Annotated in this window: 16 protein-coding genes; 6 read left to right on the forward strand and 10 right to left on the reverse strand. The window is 74.8% G+C overall.

What is annotated here, in order from left to right:
• Positions 1-21: 21 nt before the first annotated feature.
• Positions 22-432, reverse strand: a complete 411-nt coding sequence (locus tag D5H75_RS01595; protein WP_119924496.1) for a VOC family protein — start codon at positions 430-432, stop codon at positions 22-24.
• 418 nt (positions 433-850) lie between these two features.
• Between D5H75_RS01595 and D5H75_RS41175 the strand changes: the two genes are divergently transcribed.
• On the forward strand, positions 851-1,885 hold the full coding sequence (locus D5H75_RS41175) for a hypothetical protein (RefSeq protein ID WP_202637723.1): 1,035 nt from the start codon (positions 851-853) through the stop codon (positions 1,883-1,885).
• A gap of 108 nt (positions 1,886-1,993) precedes the next feature.
• A complete protein-coding gene (locus D5H75_RS41180) occupies positions 1,994-2,989 on the forward strand; it encodes an RICIN domain-containing protein (protein WP_202637724.1) in 996 nt (331 codons plus the stop codon).
• Here D5H75_RS41180 and D5H75_RS01615 read toward each other — a convergent pair.
• The 5 genes from D5H75_RS01615 to D5H75_RS01635 all read right to left on the reverse strand — a co-directional run bounded on the left by D5H75_RS01615 (position 2,973) and on the right by D5H75_RS01635 (position 6,996).
• Positions 2,973-3,917 carry a D-alanyl-D-alanine carboxypeptidase family protein gene (locus tag D5H75_RS01615; protein WP_119924497.1) on the reverse strand — a complete coding sequence of 315 codons (945 nt, stop codon included), beginning with the start codon at positions 3,915-3,917 and terminating at the stop codon, positions 2,973-2,975. The two genes, D5H75_RS41180 and D5H75_RS01615, sit on opposite strands and share 17 nt — an antisense overlap.
• A gap of 92 nt (positions 3,918-4,009) precedes the next feature.
• Positions 4,010-5,230 (reverse strand): sensor histidine kinase, encoded by a 1,221-nt coding sequence (locus tag D5H75_RS01620; protein ID WP_242453931.1) that lies wholly within the window; start codon positions 5,228-5,230, stop codon positions 4,010-4,012.
• Complete coding sequence (cseB, locus tag D5H75_RS01625) at positions 5,227-5,922, reverse strand: two-component system response regulator CseB (protein WP_277949909.1); 696 nt, start codon at positions 5,920-5,922, stop codon at positions 5,227-5,229. Before cseB ends, D5H75_RS01620 begins: the two co-directional genes overlap by 4 nt.
• 196 nt (positions 5,923-6,118) lie before the next feature.
• On the reverse strand, positions 6,119-6,499 hold the full coding sequence (locus D5H75_RS01630) for a nuclear transport factor 2-like protein (protein WP_202637725.1): 381 nt from the start codon (positions 6,497-6,499) through the stop codon (positions 6,119-6,121).
• Positions 6,496-6,996, reverse strand: a complete 501-nt coding sequence (locus D5H75_RS01635; RefSeq protein WP_202637726.1) for a MarR family winged helix-turn-helix transcriptional regulator — start codon at positions 6,994-6,996, stop codon at positions 6,496-6,498. The genes D5H75_RS01630 and D5H75_RS01635 overlap by 4 nt, the downstream gene beginning before the upstream one ends.
• A 380-nt stretch (positions 6,997-7,376) precedes the next feature.
• Here D5H75_RS01635 and guaD point away from each other — a divergent pair, with 380 nt between their 5' ends.
• Positions 7,377-8,954: a guanine deaminase gene (gene guaD / locus D5H75_RS01640; protein WP_202637727.1), complete on the forward strand. Its 1,578-nt coding sequence runs from the start codon at positions 7,377-7,379 to the stop codon at positions 8,952-8,954.
• A 102-nt stretch (positions 8,955-9,056) separates the two neighbouring features.
• On the opposite strand, the gene D5H75_RS01645 is transcribed toward guaD, so the two are convergent.
• The 3 genes from D5H75_RS01645 to D5H75_RS01655 all read right to left on the reverse strand — a co-directional run bounded on the left by D5H75_RS01645 (position 9,057) and on the right by D5H75_RS01655 (position 11,128).
• Positions 9,057-9,572: a hemerythrin domain-containing protein gene (locus D5H75_RS01645; RefSeq protein WP_202637728.1), complete on the reverse strand. Its 516-nt coding sequence runs from the start codon at positions 9,570-9,572 to the stop codon at positions 9,057-9,059.
• A 248-nt stretch (positions 9,573-9,820) separates the two neighbouring features.
• Positions 9,821-10,360: a hypothetical protein gene (locus D5H75_RS01650; RefSeq protein ID WP_119924502.1), complete on the reverse strand. Its 540-nt coding sequence runs from the start codon at positions 10,358-10,360 to the stop codon at positions 9,821-9,823.
• 153 nt (positions 10,361-10,513) lie between these two features.
• On the reverse strand, positions 10,514-11,128 hold the full coding sequence (locus D5H75_RS01655) for a TetR/AcrR family transcriptional regulator (RefSeq protein WP_119924503.1): 615 nt from the start codon (positions 11,126-11,128) through the stop codon (positions 10,514-10,516).
• A 134-nt stretch (positions 11,129-11,262) separates the two neighbouring features.
• Here D5H75_RS01655 and D5H75_RS01660 point away from each other — a divergent pair, with 134 nt between their 5' ends.
• From D5H75_RS01660 to D5H75_RS01670, 3 genes are all read left to right on the forward strand, one after another.
• Entirely contained in the window at positions 11,263-12,288 is a 1,026-nt protein-coding gene (locus D5H75_RS01660) for a hypothetical protein (protein ID WP_119924504.1), read from the forward strand.
• A gap of 103 nt (positions 12,289-12,391) precedes the next feature.
• On the forward strand, positions 12,392-13,957 hold the full coding sequence (locus D5H75_RS01665) for an FAD-dependent oxidoreductase (protein WP_119924505.1): 1,566 nt from the start codon (positions 12,392-12,394) through the stop codon (positions 13,955-13,957).
• Between the two features lie 169 nt (positions 13,958-14,126).
• A complete protein-coding gene (locus tag D5H75_RS01670) occupies positions 14,127-14,552 on the forward strand; it encodes an NUDIX hydrolase (RefSeq protein ID WP_202637729.1) in 426 nt (141 codons plus the stop codon).
• 35 nt (positions 14,553-14,587) lie between these two features.
• Here D5H75_RS01670 and D5H75_RS01675 read toward each other — a convergent pair whose 3' ends face one another.
• Positions 14,588-15,490, reverse strand: a complete 903-nt coding sequence (locus D5H75_RS01675) for a LysR family transcriptional regulator (RefSeq protein WP_119924507.1) — start codon at positions 15,488-15,490, stop codon at positions 14,588-14,590.
• Between the last annotated feature and the right edge of the window lie 20 nt (positions 15,491-15,510).

A 15,510-nucleotide genomic window follows, 5' to 3' on the forward strand; every position in this document is an offset into this window, starting at 1 on the left:
GCGGGCGGTCGCCGGGGGTGGTCAGGACCGGGGCTGGGTGATGTTGAACATCCAGGTGATGCCGAAGCGGTCCACGAGTGAGCCGGCCTCGTCACCCCACGACTGCTCGCCCAGGGGCAGCGTCACGATGCCGCCGGCGGACAGCCTCTCGAAGTGGCCGCGGAGTCCGGCGTCGTCACCGCCGAGGAAGACCGCGACGTTGTTGCCGGGAACGTGAGGCATGTCCTCCCGCACGTCCCACGCCATCAGGGTGTAGCCGTCCGGCGTGCGGAGGGTGGCATGCATGATCCTGTCGGGGTGCGGCACGTCCGCCGAGCCGTAGTCGGCGTACGTGCCCATCTCCAGCTCGCCGCCGAGGACGTCCCGGTAGAACTCGATCGCCTGCCGCGCGTCGCCGTTGAAGGCCAGGCACGGGTTGAGTTGAGAACCCATCTGATGCTCCTTCCGGTGAGTGAACGGCCAGGCCGCGGCGGTGCCGCCGCCTCACCGGACCTGGCGGCGCCCGGCCGCCGAGGTCCGGCCGGGCGGATTCCGCTCGCGCCCGGGCCGTGGGGAGTGACCGCCCAGGGTCTGAGAGATCACGCAGTCGATCCTCTCGGCCAATCACGACATCCTGTGTCGTGTATTCCACGGGATTGTTCGCATGCGCGCCGTACCGCTCCCGCCGCCGGTGCCGCGGGAGCGGTACGGCAGGCGCGATGGGACGGTCCCGCGCGTTACGGCATCGGCGCCTTTTCTCTGCCCGTTATGCCTGTCGGCGGGTGGTGGGCTGGCGGATGATGGGATGCCGGGCTCGATGCGGGTCCGGGCGCCTGGGGCGACGGCCTCGCCCCTGGGGAAGGGGGCCGGGATGCTGGACGAGCAGGAGGCCAGGGCCCTCGCGGCGCTGCTGGAGCGGGTGGCCGAGCGGACCGCGGGCGACGGGCTGGACGGCGACGCCGGGCGGATGGCCGCGGTGCTGCGTGAACGCCTCGGCCGGGTCCGGGCGGGCGGCCGGGACACGACGCCCCCGCCGGGCGGCCCGGACGCGACTGCCCGGCACACGGGGGCGGGCGAGGACGCGGCGGCGCGGGATGAGGCGGCCGACCGGCGCGATCTCGCCGCCGGGCGCCGTGATGAGGCGGGTGCGCTGCGCGATGCCGCCGCCGCCGAGCGCGGCGCCCAGGCTCAGCGGGCGCAGGCGGCCGCCGATGACGCCGAGCGCGCCTTCCACGACCTCCTCGCCGCCGCCGAACCGCGGGACCGGGCCGCCGCGCGCCGCGATCGCGCGGCCGACGGGACCGAGGCCGCCGCGCGCCGGGATCGGCTGCAGGCACGGCGCGACCGCGAGGCGAGTACGGAGGATCGGGCCGCGGCGCGGGCCGACCGGCGGGCGGCGCGGGCCGATCGCGGGCGATCCGCGCCCCTCTGGCCGGACGCGGCGTACGGCGGCGCGCCCGACGGCGAACTCGGCGGCGCGCTGGACGGCGGGCTCGGCGGCGGGCTGGACGGCGGGCTCGGCGGCGGGCTGGACGGCGGGCTCGGCGGCGACCCGGGTGGCCGGGAGAGCCGCCTCCTGGCGGAGCTGCGCCAGACCCGGGCGCGGGCGCAGGAGGTCGCCCGGCTGTGCGAGCAGGCGCACCGGAAGGGGTTACGGGTCCACCAGGACGTCGTGGCGGCCCTGGGCCGGGCCGCCCAGCTCGCCCGGCGCATCTCGGAGATCACCCACCGCCGGGAACCGGGGGGCGCTGCCAGGCTCGGCCCACAAGGCGGAGACGGCGGCGTGAAGGTCGGCGCCACCATGGTGTCCCCGCCGTCCCGGCCCGGCGTCCCAGGCCCGCGGGTCGTACGCCCACCACAGGAATGTGTCGGTCAGGATGGCCCTCCTGACGGTTACGTAATGTAGTCAGAACATTACATAGGGTAGTAGTGGGATGTCGAAGCCCCCCAGAAGGACAGGTGAATGGCCGACATCCCCGCTTCACCAGCGACCGCTCCGACCGATCCATCCCGAGTGCCCATCTCCCAGGTCGAAGTCCTCGCCGAGACCGCCGACGTCGAGCACGCCGACACCCGCAGCCGGGTCTTCCTCGGCCTGGGCGGCCGCGAGTTCCGGCTGAACGCCGGGGGCGAGGCCCTCGACCGCGGCGCCACCCGCCGCTTCGTGCTGGGCCGGGACGCGAACGTCGCCGAACCCGGGTTCAACGACCCCCGCGTACCGCGGCTCACCCTCGGCGACGCGCTCTCCCAGCCCGCCTACGTCCGCGTGGAGCCCGAGGGCGCGAACCCCGCCTGGTGCCTGGAACAGGTCGAGGTCCGCGTCAACCCGGGCACCGCCACCGAGACGACCCTGGACAACCCGCGCCTGCGAGAGACCGGCGAGGCGGGCCGCCTGTGGCTGGACCTCCGTTACGGCCTGGCGCTCCACCTCACCCGCGTCCGGTCCCGCCTGCCCGGCGTCTCCCCCCACCACCCCCAGTACCAGGAAGGCACCACCATGCCCGACGGCGACCTGAACCTCACCAACGGCAACAAGCTCATCATCAGCTGGCACAACGGCGGCATGCTCAGCCCCAACGACGCCAACGACGCGCGCCACATAGCCCAGGCGTGGAACGCCAAGCCCAAGGATCACAACGGCTACAACACCTGGTCGTTCATCGACGTCGGCAACGGCGCGTACCTGATCAAGAACGTCAACGCCAACCGCTACCTGGAGCCGAAGCGCAAGGACGAGAACAAGGGCGAGTACGAACCCCTGGAGTACGGCCACGAGGTCTGGCTGGAGAAGGGACAGCCCGCGAACGCCAAGCAGCACTGGTACGTCCGCCGCTACGGGAACCAGTACGCCCTCCTCCTCGTCGACCAGTCGCCGGGCTCCGCGGTCGCGGACGACAAGCTCTTCGCCGCGGGGCTGCGCGACCCGGGCAACAACGACAGCTGGGTGCAGCTCTTCCCCTACGCCTACCGGGCCAGCCGGATGCTGTGGCGCATCATCGACGTGCCCTGACCTCGCGACCGGCGGCTCCGGGCGGGGTCTCCTGCCCCGGGGCGGCCGGGCGGGCCCGGAGCCACCGTTCGACGGCGGCGCTCATCCGCTCGCCCTCCTCCAGGACGGCGGCCTTGGCGGCGACCGGGTTGGTGTTCACCGCCTGGGCGAGGATGACGCCCAGGACCAGGCGGCCCCGCACGCGGGAGGCCCACACCAGGTTGCCGCCGGCGGCGGTGCCGGAGCCGGTCTTGACGCCGATGACGCCGTGCCTGTTCAGCAGGGTGTTGGTGGCGGGGAGGCGGCGGGCCTCGCCGGGGACGGCGGTGTCGGTCCGCGCCACCACCTCCCGGAAGACCGGGTCCCGCATCGCCTCCCTGGCCAGCTTGAGCTGGTCCGGCGCGGTGCTGACGGTGCTGTCCTCGTTGCCGCTGGCGCCGGTGTAGGTCGTCGCGGTCATGCCCAGGCGGCGGGCGGCGGCGTTCATCCGGGCGACGAAGCGTTCCTGCGTCCCCGCGTCCCAGCGAGCCAGGAGGCGGGCCGCGTTGTTCCCGGAGGGCACCATCATGAGCTCCAGCAGATGGCGCAGCCGTACGCGGTGGCCCTCGCGGAGCGGGACGGTGGACTCCCGGCCCGAGTGGGACTCGTGGTCGGCCGTGCGGTCCACGGTGATCAGCGGGCCGTCGTCGCCGGGGCGGAGCGGGTGGCGGGCCAGGATCACGTGGGCGGTCATGACCTTGGTGACACTGGCGATGGGCACGGGGTCCGGTTCGCCGCCGGCGCCCAGCGCGCCCAGGCCCTCCACCTCGACCGCCGCCTGGCCCTCGGCCGGCCAGGGCAGGGACGCGCCCAGCCCCGCGGCCCCGGGGGCGGCCGCGGGGCCCGGCGGCGCGGTCCCGCAGCCGGACAGGGCGCTCACCAGCAGGAGAATCAGGAAGGAACATCGCATACCGCCCACGGTGGGCCGTCCGCGTGTCAGTACGGCCGTCGCCGCGTCTCCGCCCGGGCTCGGCCGTGTATCAGCCGTGTATCAGCCGTGTATCAGCCCGGCGGCGCGGCGGGCAGGCGGAGGGTGGCGACGGCTCCGCCGCCGGGAGCGTTGGCCAGGGTCAGGGCGGCGCCGATGACCTGGGCCTGCCCGAGCGCGATCGTCAGCCCGAGGCCGTGGCCGCGCCCGCGCTCGGCGGCGCCGGTGCGGAAGCGCGCGGGACCGTCGGCCAGGAGTTCGGCGGGAAAGCCGGGTCCCCGGTCGCGGACCTCGATCTCGTGGTCCCGCACCGCGATCTCCACCGGGGGCGAGCCGTGGCGGTGGGCGTTCAGGACGAGGTTGGCCAGGATCCGGTCCAGGCGGCGCGGGTCGGTCTCGGCCACCGGCGCCCCCTGCGCCAGCACCCGCGCCTCGGCCCCCACCCGGGCCGCCGACTCGGCGGCCAGCTCGGCCAGGGGCACCCGTACGCGCTCGGCGACCTCGGCGCCGGTGTCGAGCCGGGAGACCTCCAGCAGGTCCTCCACCAGCGAGCTCAGCACGCGCACCCGGTCGCGCACCAGGTCGGTGGCCTCACCCTCGGGGAGCAGCCCGGCCACGGCGACCAGGCCCATCAGCGGGGTGCGCAGGTCGTGGGCGACGTCGGCGGTGAACCGCTGCTCGGCCCGCAGGCGGCGCTGCAGCCCGGCGGCCATCGAGTTGAGCCCGGCGCCGATCTCGGCGATCTCGTCCCGGCCGCGCGCGTCGGTGCGCGCCGACAGGTCACCGTCGGCGATCTCGCGGGCCGTGCGGGCCATGCGCCGCAGCCGCCGGTTGGGGAGCTCGGCCGCCAGCACCGACAGCGGCACGACCCCCGCCAGGGCGAGCAGCCCGGCCTTGACCATGTCGCGGTCCAGGGCGTGCAGGCCGAGAAGTTCGCTGCCCATCGAGATCCGCGCGCTCACCGCCCGGCGCCCGTCATCGCCGTACGGCCGCGCCGCCCACATCCACGGCTCGCCCCGGTGGTCGGGCCCGTACCAGATGACCGGGCGGCCGGGCCGCAGCCGGGAGGCGAGCGGGTCGGGCAGTTCCGCGACGGTCACCACGGCCTCGGGGTCGTCGCCGCGCTCGGCGGCGGCCAGGGCGGTGGTCAGGGCCGTCTGGGCGCGGGCCTCGCCCTCGTCCAGGGCGCGCTGCCAGGTCGCCCGGTGGACCAGGAGTCCCACGACGGCGGCGACGACGGCCGAGGCGAGCGTGACGAGCGAGGCGATCTTCCAGCGCAGCGAGGCCGGGTTCACGAGGGGCTCAGCCGGTAGCCGAACCCGCGGACCGTCTCGACGCGCGCGGCCCCGATCTTCTTGCGCAGGCGCTGCACGCACAGGTCGACGACGCGGCTGTCGCCGTTCCAGCCGTAGTCCCACACGTCGCGCAGCAGCGTGGCGCGTTCCAGCACGATGCCGGGGTGGGCGGCGAACTCCAGCAGCAGCCGCAGCTCGGTCGGGCTCAGCTCGACGCGGCGCCCGGCCCGCCGTACCTCCAGCGAGCCGGTGTCGATGCTCAGGTCGCCGAAGGTGAGCACCGCGCCCGCCGGGGCCTGCCCGGGCGCCGGGCCGGGTCCGGGCGCGGCGATGGTGGCCCGGCGCAGGAGCGAGCGGATCCGGGCCACCAGCACCGGCAGGTCGACGGGTTTGACCACGTAGTCGTCGGCGCCGGCCTCCAGGCCCGCCACCACGTCCAGCGAGTCGCCGCGCGCCGACATCATCAGGATCGGCACCTGGCTGGTCTCCCGGATCCGGCGGCACAGGCCGATGCCGTCCAGCCCGGGCAGCATCACGTCGAGCACGAGCAGGTCGTGCCCGCCCGCCTGGAACGCCTCCAGGCCGCCGAGCCCGTCGGCGGCGCCGTCCAGGCGGTAGCCGTACCGTTCGAGGGCCATCGAGACGCTTCTGCGGATCACCTCGTCGTCCTCGACGAGCAGAATCGAGATCACGCTGTACCCTACGCGCCCGCCGGCGGACCCCCGCCCACCCGCGGACCCATCCTGGCCCGGCGGGGGCGAGGTGGACCGCCACGGTGCGCGGGGGCTCGGGTACGGCGGGCGCCCGGCCGGCGGGACGCGGACGGCCCGCATCAGGGCTGGACGCGGGCCGTCAGGGGCTCAGGGCCGGACGCGGGCCGCCAGGGGCTCAGGGCTGGATGTGGGCCGTCATGGACTGCCAGGGCGCGGCGTCGAACACCAGCATGATCGAGACGATCTTGCCGTCGTCCAGGCGGAAGTGCTCGGCGGTGCGCTGCGTGCCGGCCGGGGTGGCGGTGTGCACGTCGTACACGAGCGTCGCCTCGGCGTCGCCGTACAGCTCGCTGATGAGCTCGACCCCGGTCACGATCGACACGAAGCCCGGCAGCGTGGCCAGGTGCCCGGCCCGGTCGTCGGAGGTGATGAACGGGCTCTGGAACCGGAACGGCTCGCCGAGGTGCGCGGCGGCGGCGGGAGCGTCGCCGCGGAAGCGCGCCTCGTGATAGCCGCGTACGGCCTGGCGGGTGCGGTCCCGCGCGGTCAGGGTCATGTCCGGGGTCCGATCTGTCGGAGGTGGGCGGCCAGGCGGTGCTGGTTGGCGGCCAGCCGCAGGCACAGGTCACGGAAGGCGAGCAGTTCCTCGGGCGTGAAGCCCTGGAACATCGCCCGCATGGCGAGTTGCGAGGGTTTGCGGAACGCCTCGATCCACGCCTGGCCGGCGGGCGTGATCTCGGCGAGCACCGACCGCCGGTCCTCGGGGTCGGGGACGCGGCGGACCAGTCCGTCGCGTTCCAGGGTGTCCACCAGGCCGGTGACGTTGCGGGAGCTGACCCCGGCGGCGCGGGCGAGGTCGCCGATGCTGATGCCCTGGCCGCTCGTGCTGAGCCGGATCAGCACGTCGAGGGCGCCGGCGCTGAGGCCCCTGCCCTCGGAGCCGTGCGCCCGCATGCGTTCTACGGCGTGGTAGGCGGTGCGGAGGGCGCCTGCCGCCTCGAAGGCGGGCAGGTCGGCCTCGCCGTCGGCGAGCCGCGTCATCGCCGCCCGCACGCGCGGATCGTAGAGGTGGCCGTCGGGATCACGTTCATAGATGTGTACGTCATTCATAATTGATAGAGAGATTATTACGCACTTCCCGATCTCGTCACAGGGCCCCCCTGAACGTGATCATCTTGAGACCGGCGGCCGAAGACGCCTGGTCACCGCGGCCCGGGCCGGAGCCGTCAGGGCGGGTGTCAAGGGAGCGTCACGATGTCGGCAAGCGGCCTCGCGCCTCCCGGCTCCGGGGCGGGCCCTCGTCATGATCGGAGACGTCCGCCCGGGCACGCCGCAGGGCGTGGACGTTGGCGGGCGCCGGGCGACATTTTCGGGGGGTTGGGATGGGCGGGTTTCTTCCTGGCGGAGCCTTCGCGAGCGGCGAGGGCCCGCGGGTGGATCGGCGCAGGCTGCTGCTGGGCGGCGCGGGCCTGGCCGCGGGCGCGACCGTGACCGCCGGATGGACCGGGCCGGGCGGCGGGCACGAGGCCGCGGGCGACGGGCCCGTCTGCCACCGGGGGACGGTGCTGCACTTCACCGGCGACCCCGGGGACCGGGAGCACGGGAACGCGCACACCCACCTGTTCGAGGACGGGGCGCTGGTCGTGCACCGCGGGCACGTCGTCTACGCGGGGCCCTGGGAGTCGCGGCCGCCCGCCGCGCGGGTCGCCGACCACCGCGGCCACCTGATCCTGCCCGGATTCATCGACACCCACATCCACTCGGGGCAGATCGACGCCGTCGCCTCACCCGGGGGCCAGCTCCTGCCGTGGCTGAAGAAGTACATCTACCCGGCCGAGATGCGGTTCGAGGACCGGGACTACGCCGCCCAGGCGTCCTGGGACTTCCTGAACATCCTGCTCTCGGCCGGGACCACCACGGCCGCCGTGCACACCACCACCTACCCCCAGTCCACCGAGGCGTTCTTCGACCAGGCGCTGCGGCTGAACCTGCGCATGGTGGCGGGCAAGGTGCTCATGGACAGCGGCGGCGGCACCGTCCCCGACGCCTACCTGGACCGCGACTGGCGGCACGGCCAGGAGCTGACCCGCGACCTGATCGAGCGCTACAACGGCCGCCGCGGCAGCGCCTCCGACCCGTACGGCTCCAGCCGGCTGTGCTACTGCATCACCCCGCGCTTCGCCCCCACCTCCACGCTGCGGGCGCTGAAGGCCGCGGGCGAGCTGTACCGGGAGTTCGCCGGCAAGGGCGAGCCGGTCTGGGCCCAGAGCCACCTGGCGGAGAACCGCGACGAGATCGACCTGGTCATGGACCTGTTCTGCGACGCCTTCCCCGGCCGGCGCCTGCGCTCCTACCTGGACGTCTACGACCGGTGCGGCCTGGTCGGCCCCCGCACGATCTGGGCCCACTGCGTCTGGCCCGACCACGAGTACCACCCGCGGCCCCGCAAGTGCCGCCACCGCCACCGGGGCCCGGCCCGCGACCGGCAGGTCCTGCGGGCGCGCGGCGCCGGGGTCTCCTTCTGCCCGACCTCGAACCTGTTCCTGGGCAGCGGCTTCTTCCGCCTGCACCGGACCCGCGACGCCGGCGTCCCGGTCGGGCTCGGCACCGACATCGGCGCCGGGACCAGCTACAGCCTCCTGCACACCCTCGGCGACGCCTACAAGGCCGTGCAGCTCGGCAACGGCTTCCCCGACCGCCTCCCCGAACCGCGCCGCCACACCCTGACCGCGCTGCGCGGCCTCTACCTGGCCACCCGGGGCGGCGCCGAGGCGCTGCGCCTCCAGGACAGGGTCGGCTCCTTCCAGCCGGGGATGGAGGCCGACTTCGTCGTCCTCGACCTGGGCGCCACCCCGGCCCTGCGCCGCCGCGTCGAGGCCGCCCAGAGCGTCCACGACCGGCTCTTCGCCCTCACCATCCTCGGCGACGAGCGCTGCACCGTCGCCACCTATGTCCTGGGCCACCCCGTCTACCAGCGCGGCCACAGCCCCTACACCCCCTTCCGCGCCTGACCGGCCCCGCCCCGTCGTACGCCCCGGGAGGCCTCGCCCGGGAACGGCCCCCGGCATCGGGAGCGTATGAACGTGGCCGCGGCCGGCGGGTTCCGGGCCCGGTCAGGGCTCGGTGTCCTCGGTGTCCTCGGTGTCCTCGGTGACGAGGAAGGCGGGGCGGGAGCGGTCCCAGGCCGGGACGTCCAGGGCGTTGAGGGCCGCGGCGATCCGCTTCTCCTCGTAGACGAAGTGCGTCTCCATGAGCGCGGCGAGGGTGTCCATCTCGCGGCGGGCCCCGGCGGGGTCCGCCCGCCGGTCCAGCCCGGCGACGAGGCTCTCGAACCGCCGCAGGGCGTCCTCGATCAGCCGGTGGTCGCGGCGCAGTTCCTCCAGCACCGGGCGCGGTTCGGGGAACCGCTCGCCGAGCCTGGGGAACGCCCCGCCGTCCTCGCCCGTGTGGTGCCGCGTCAGCGCCGAGCAGAAGGCCAGGCAGTGGGCATGGAGTTCACGTGGCCGCGCGCCGCCGCTGAGGTAGGCGTCGACGTCCTCGCGCAGCGCCGCGAGCTCCTCGCGGAGCCAGAGGTGTACTTCGATCAACTGGTTGCCGAACGCCGCCAGGCGTTCGCCGGATCTCGTCACAGGTAATTCCGGGGGTCCGGCGCCTCCATGCCCTCGGCGGTCTCCTGGCCGGGCGCACCGCGACGCTCGCCCGGTTGTACCAACCCCGCGAATGATCCGTCAATCGCCCTCACCCGGCCTACGCCCGGCTGATCGAGGCCGTGCCCCCAGACCCGCTCGAAGGGGCGCTGCCGCGTGGCCTGCCCTCGCCCGCCGTACGCCCGGGCGCCGCTCGTCTCCAGCCCGGTCCGGTGACGACCCTCGTGAGGTCAGCCCGCCCAGGGGACGGGGCCCTGCTTGAGGACGTCGGGCGCCCCCTCCCGGCGGGTGGGCCAGAGGTCGGCCCGGTAGCGGAAGTGGTCGCCGGGCTCGTGCTCGGCGGCGCCTTCCCCGGGAGGTCCCGAGGGGAGGTAGGAGACGCGCACGCGATACCGGCCGGGGGTGAGGGTGAGGCGGCGCTCGTCCCCCGGGTCGTCGGCGGGGCCGTACACCGCCAGCTCGCCGCCGGGGAGGTCCAGGTCCGCCTCCACGACGTGCTCGGCCGCCTCCAGGTCCGCCGCGGGCCTGTCCGGACGCACGCGCAGGAGCACCTCCACGAGGTCGGAGCGGGCCGTCCCCACCGTGATCGAGTACGGCTCCGCCACGATCCTCCGCGCCCCGGACTCGTCGCCCCAGGCCCGGGGCGGAGGGCCGCCCCGGGCGCTCCACGACCGCGTCCACTCCCCGTGCGCGCCGAGGTCCTGCAGGTAGAACTGGTAGTGATCGGCGAGAACGACGAGCCGGTGCTCCGCGGCCTCCGCAGGCGACATCCGCCCACGCTACCGCTCCGGTCGCGGCGGGGCGTCGCGCTCCGTCACCTCGCCACCGGCCTCGGCCCGGCGGTCAGTGTGGAGGCGCCGCCGGCGTCCGGCGCGGGGACGGTCGCCTCGTCCCGACCTCCGATCCTGCCCGGCGGGCCGATCTCAGGACGGGGCACGGCCGCGCACGAGGGGCAGGTAGACCTCGTCGACGATCTCGACGATCACCTCGTCGGGGGCGGCCGGGACGCCGCGCACGACGAACTCGTCGCGCAGCAGGGCCATGGCCACGGTCGCGACGCGCGGGTGGAGCGCCTCGGGGGCGGCCTCACCCCGCGCGACCGCGCGGCCCAGGATGGTCAGCCAGGGGGCGGCGGCCGCGTCGCCGGACTGTTCCCGCAGCCGGGCCAGGAACTCCGGCGCTCCGCCGGCGGCGGCGAGCAGGTCGCGCAGGATCGCGCCGAGCGGGGAGCCCCAGTAGCGGTTGGCCTGGCGGAGCAGTTCCAGGGCGTCGCCGCGCAGGCTGCCGGTGTCGGGGGGCGTGATCGTGGTGGCCAGATGCCGGTAGGCGGCGACGCCGAGGGCGAGGCGGTTCGGCCAGCGGCGGTAGATGGCGTTCTTGTTGGTCCCGGCCCGCGTGGCCACCTTGTCCATGGTCAGCCCGGCGTATCCGGATTCGAGGAGTTCGTCCACCGCGGCGCGCAGGATCGCCTCCTCCAGTGCCGCCCCGCGCCGTCGCGCCGGCCCGCCGCCCGGCCGCCCCGTCGAGTCCGCCGTCATGTCCCCTTCCCGCTTCCGGCACCGATCGTACCCAATGTCGGCCGGTTGTTTCGCGCTCCAGCCCGGTTGTGTCGCGCTCCAGCGAGCGTTTAAGGTACTCGCCGTACCCTAAATCGGCCTGAAAGAGGCAGCCCATGCGAGCCAAGGGCATCACGTACGACACCGGTTTCGTCGTCGAGGGGGTGAACTCCCTCGCGCGCTTCGACCCCGGGACGGTCCGGCGCGAGCTGCGCGTGATCCGCGACGACCTGCGCTGCACCGCCGTACGCGTGATCGGCGGGGACCCGGAGCGGATCGAGATCGCGGCCGGGCACGCCGCCGACCTGGGCCTGGAGATCTGGTTCTCCCCCTACCCGCTCGACCTGACCACCGGCGAGATGAAGGCGCTGTTCGCCGACTGCGCCGAACGCGCCGAACGGCTCCGCGAACGGGGCGCCGAGGTCGTGTTCGTCGCCGGGGCCGAGCTGAGCCTCATGGGCAAGGGGTTCCTGCCCGGGGACGGCGTCGCCGGCCGGGTCGCGTCGCTGAGCGACCCGGAGCGCCTGCGCGAGCCGGCCGGTGAGGTCGGCTCACGCCTCAACGACTTCCTCGGCGAGGTCGTGCCCCTGGTCCGCGAGCGCTTCGGCGGCAGGGTGACGTACGCCTCGGTGCCGATGGAGCGGATCGACTGGACCCCCTTCGACATCGTGTCCGCGGACCTGTACCGGTCCGCCGAGATCGCCGACCGCTTCGCCGACGGCGTGCGGGCCCTCGTCGCGCGGGGGAAGCCGGTCGCCATCACCGAGTTCGGCTCGGCCACCTACCGGGGAGCCGGCGAGCACGGCGCGCGCGGGCTGGAGATCGTCGAGTACGACCGGGACACCGGCGCGCCCGTACGGCTGCGCGGCGACTACGACCGCGACGAGGCCGGGCAGGCCGCGTACCTGCGGGAGCTGCTGGAGGTCTTCGACGCCGCCGGGGTGGACGCCGCGTTCGTGTTCACCTTCGCGCTCCGCGACCACCCGCACCGCCCGGACGGCGACCCGCGCGAGGACCTGGACCTGGCGAGCTACGGCGTCGTCAAGGTCTACGAGGACCGCCTCGGCGCCGCCTACCCCGATCTGCCGTGGGACCCGAAGGCCGCGTTCGCCGCCGTCGCCGCCCACTACGGCCGCCGCTGACCACCGGGAACACCGGCCACCCGGAATGCCGGCCACCCGGAATGCCGACTGCACAAACCGACCCCCGAGAACTGACACCGAGAACACCGCGAGGAGAACTCCGATGACGTACGACGTCGTGATCGTCGGCGGCGGCCCGAACGGGCTCATGCTGGCCTGCGAGCTGAGCCTGGCCGGGGTCCGGCCGGTGGTCCTGGAACGGCTGGCGGAGCCGGACGGCCAGCCCAAGGCCAACGGGCTGCTCGGCCGGGTCGTGCGCGTGCTCGACCGCCGTGGGCTGCACGAACGGCTCAGCGGGAGCCCCGAGCCGCCGCGGCCGAACACCGCGTACTTCATGTTCGGCGGGCTGAGCCTGGACCTGGGCCTGCTGGAGGAGAGCCCGGTCCACGCCCTGCCGGTGCCGCAGCGGCGCGTCGTGGAGGTCCTCGAGGAACGCGCGATCGAGCTGGGCGCGGAGATCCGGCGGGGCCACGAGGTCGTCGGCCTGTCGCAGGACGGCGAGGCCGTCACCGCCGAGGTCGCGGGCCCGGACGGCGTGTACGGCCTGCGGGCCCGGTACCTCGTCGGCGCGGACGGGGCCCACAGCGCCGTCCGCAAGCTCAGCGGCATCGCCTTCCCCGGGGTCACCTACGACCGGATGACCGTCCGCTCGGCGCACGTGACCGTGCCGCCGGACCTGATCGACCCCGCGAGCGGAGCGCTGATCGTCCCCGGCCACGGCGCCGTCCCGCCGTTCCTGCCCCGCCGTACCGAGCACGGCGGGTTCTCCTACGCGCCGATGCCCGGGCACCCGCCGCTCGTCAGCACCACCGAGTGGGACCAGCCCGCGACCGAGACCCCGATGAGCCTGGCGGAGCTGCGGGCGAGCGTCCGCCGCGTGCTCGGCGCCGACCTGCCCCTCGGCCCGCCCGAAGGCGAGGGTCCGCACGCGCTGCGCCGGCTCACCGGAGGCAACACCCGCCTCGCCGAGCGGTTCCGCGACGGGCGGGTGTTCCTCATCGGGGACGCCGCCCACGTCTACGCCGCCACGGGAGGCGGCCCCGGCCTCAACCTCGGCCTGCAGGACGCGGTCAACCTCGGCTGGAAGCTCGCCGCCGCGATCCGCGGCAGCGCCCCGCCGGGCCTCCTGGACACCTACGAGACCGAACGGCGCCTCGCCGCCGACCGCATGGTGCTCAACGCGCGGGCGCAGGCGGCCCTGATCGCCCCCGGGAGCGACGTCACCGGCCTGCGCGAGGTGTTCGCCGAACTGCTCCGCGACCCCGCCACGGTGCGCCGCCTGGCCGAACTCACCACGGGCGCCGACCTCCGCTACGACATGGGAACGCCCGCGGCCCACCCCCTGACCGGCGCGTTCGCCCCCGACCTGGACCTGCGCACCTCGGCGGGCCAGACCACCCGCCTGGCCGACCTGGCCCGGACCGCCCGCCCCCTCCTGCTCGACCTGACCGAGGACTCCTCCCCCGCCAAGACCCTCGCCCCCTGGGCCGGCCGCATCGACATCATCACCGCCCGCCCCCTGACCCCCGGCGCCCCCGCGGCCCTCCTCCTCCGCCCCGACGGCCACGTCGCCTGGGCCACCGGCTCCTCCCACCCCGCCCCCGCCGACCTCCAAGCCCTCCACACCGCCGCCCACCACTGGTTCCCCCCGGCACACGACCACCCGTGAACCGGCCGGGCCGGCGGGCCGCGACCCGCGCCGCTCCCCGCCGGGGGCTGCCGGCCGTACGGGATCTCGCGAGCGGATCCGGCCGATGGGGCTGGATCGGCGCGGGATCCGGCCGGGATGATTGTCAGGGTCCGAGCGGGATGGGTTGACGGCGGAAGGCGGGTCGGGCGTGGTGGGTGGGAATTCGCAGCGGTTCCCGGTGTCGATCAAGGGCGTGGTGGTCCGGGCCGGGCGGGTGCTGCTTCTGCGCAATGAGCGCGACGAATGGGAACTGCCCGGCGGGAAGCTCGATCTGGGAGAGGACCCGCGGGACTGCCTCGCCCGGGAGATCGCCGAGGAGACCGGGTGGAGGGTCACCGTCCAGGAGATCCTGGACTGCTGGCAGTACCACATCCGCGACGGCGCCGACGTGCTGATCGTGACGTACGGCTGCCGCCTCGACAGCGACGCGCCTCCGGTGCTCAGCCACGAGCACAAGGAGGTGGGCCTCTTCCCCGAGTCCCAGGTGCCCGCCCTCGTCATGCCCGACGGCTACAAGAGATCCGTCGCCACCTGGTTCGCCCTCCTCCGCGAACCCACCCACCCACCCGCCTGACAGAGACGACCCCCACCGATCCCACGCGGGGACGCTCAGGCGGGAGCGGGAGCGGGAGGGGTGGGGAGCAGGGAGCGGAAGTTGCGGACCAGCGGGTTGGGGTCGCCGGTGCGCCAGGCCAGGTCCAGGGTGACCGCGCGGGCGGCCGGCGAGAGGGGGCGGAAGGCGACGTCGGCCCGCCGCAGCCGGGCGACCGACGCCGGGACGATGGACACTCCGATCCCCGCCGCCACCAGGCCGACGATGGTCTGCATCTGCACGGCCTCCTGCACGATCCTGGGCTCGAATCCGGCCGCGCGGGCCACGGCGGTGATCTGGTCGTGCAGCGCGGGGCCGTACCGCCGGGGGAACATGACGAACGGCTCGGCGGCGAGGGCGGACGGCGGCAGCGACGCGCGCGCGGCGTGGGGGTGGTCGGAGGGCAGGGCGGCGAGCAGCACCTCGCGAGCCACGGTGCGGGTGGTCAGCACCTCGGCCGCGGGCCCGGCGAGCGGCGCGTGCAGGAGGCCGACGTCGAGCAGGCCCTGGCGCAGTTCCTCGGCCTGCTGGGCGGTGGGCAGCTCGCGCAGCTCCACCTGGACGCCCGGGTGGCGGGCCCGGAAGCGGCGCAGCACCCTCGGCAGGGTGAGGTTGGTCGCCGACCCGACGAAGCCGACCACCAGCCGGCCCGCCTCTCCCCTGCCCACGCGCCGGGCGGACTCGGCGGCCTGCTCCGCGTGGGCCAGGCTCGCGCGGGCCCCGGCCACGAAGGCCTCGCCCGCGGGGGTGAGCCGCACCTGCCGGGTGGTGCGCTCGAACAGGCGGACGCCCAGTTCCTCTTCCAGCCTGGCGATCTGCTGGCTGAACGGCGGCTGCCGCACGCCCTCGCGTAGCGCGGCCCGGCCGAAGTTGAGTTCCTCCGCCAGCGCGACCGCGTAGCGCAACTGCTGGAGATTCATAGGCGGCCGATATTAATCGG

The sequence above is a fragment of the Bailinhaonella thermotolerans genome, from assembly GCF_003594875.1.
Classification (GTDB): domain Bacteria; phylum Actinomycetota; class Actinomycetes; order Streptosporangiales; family Streptosporangiaceae; genus Bailinhaonella; species Bailinhaonella thermotolerans.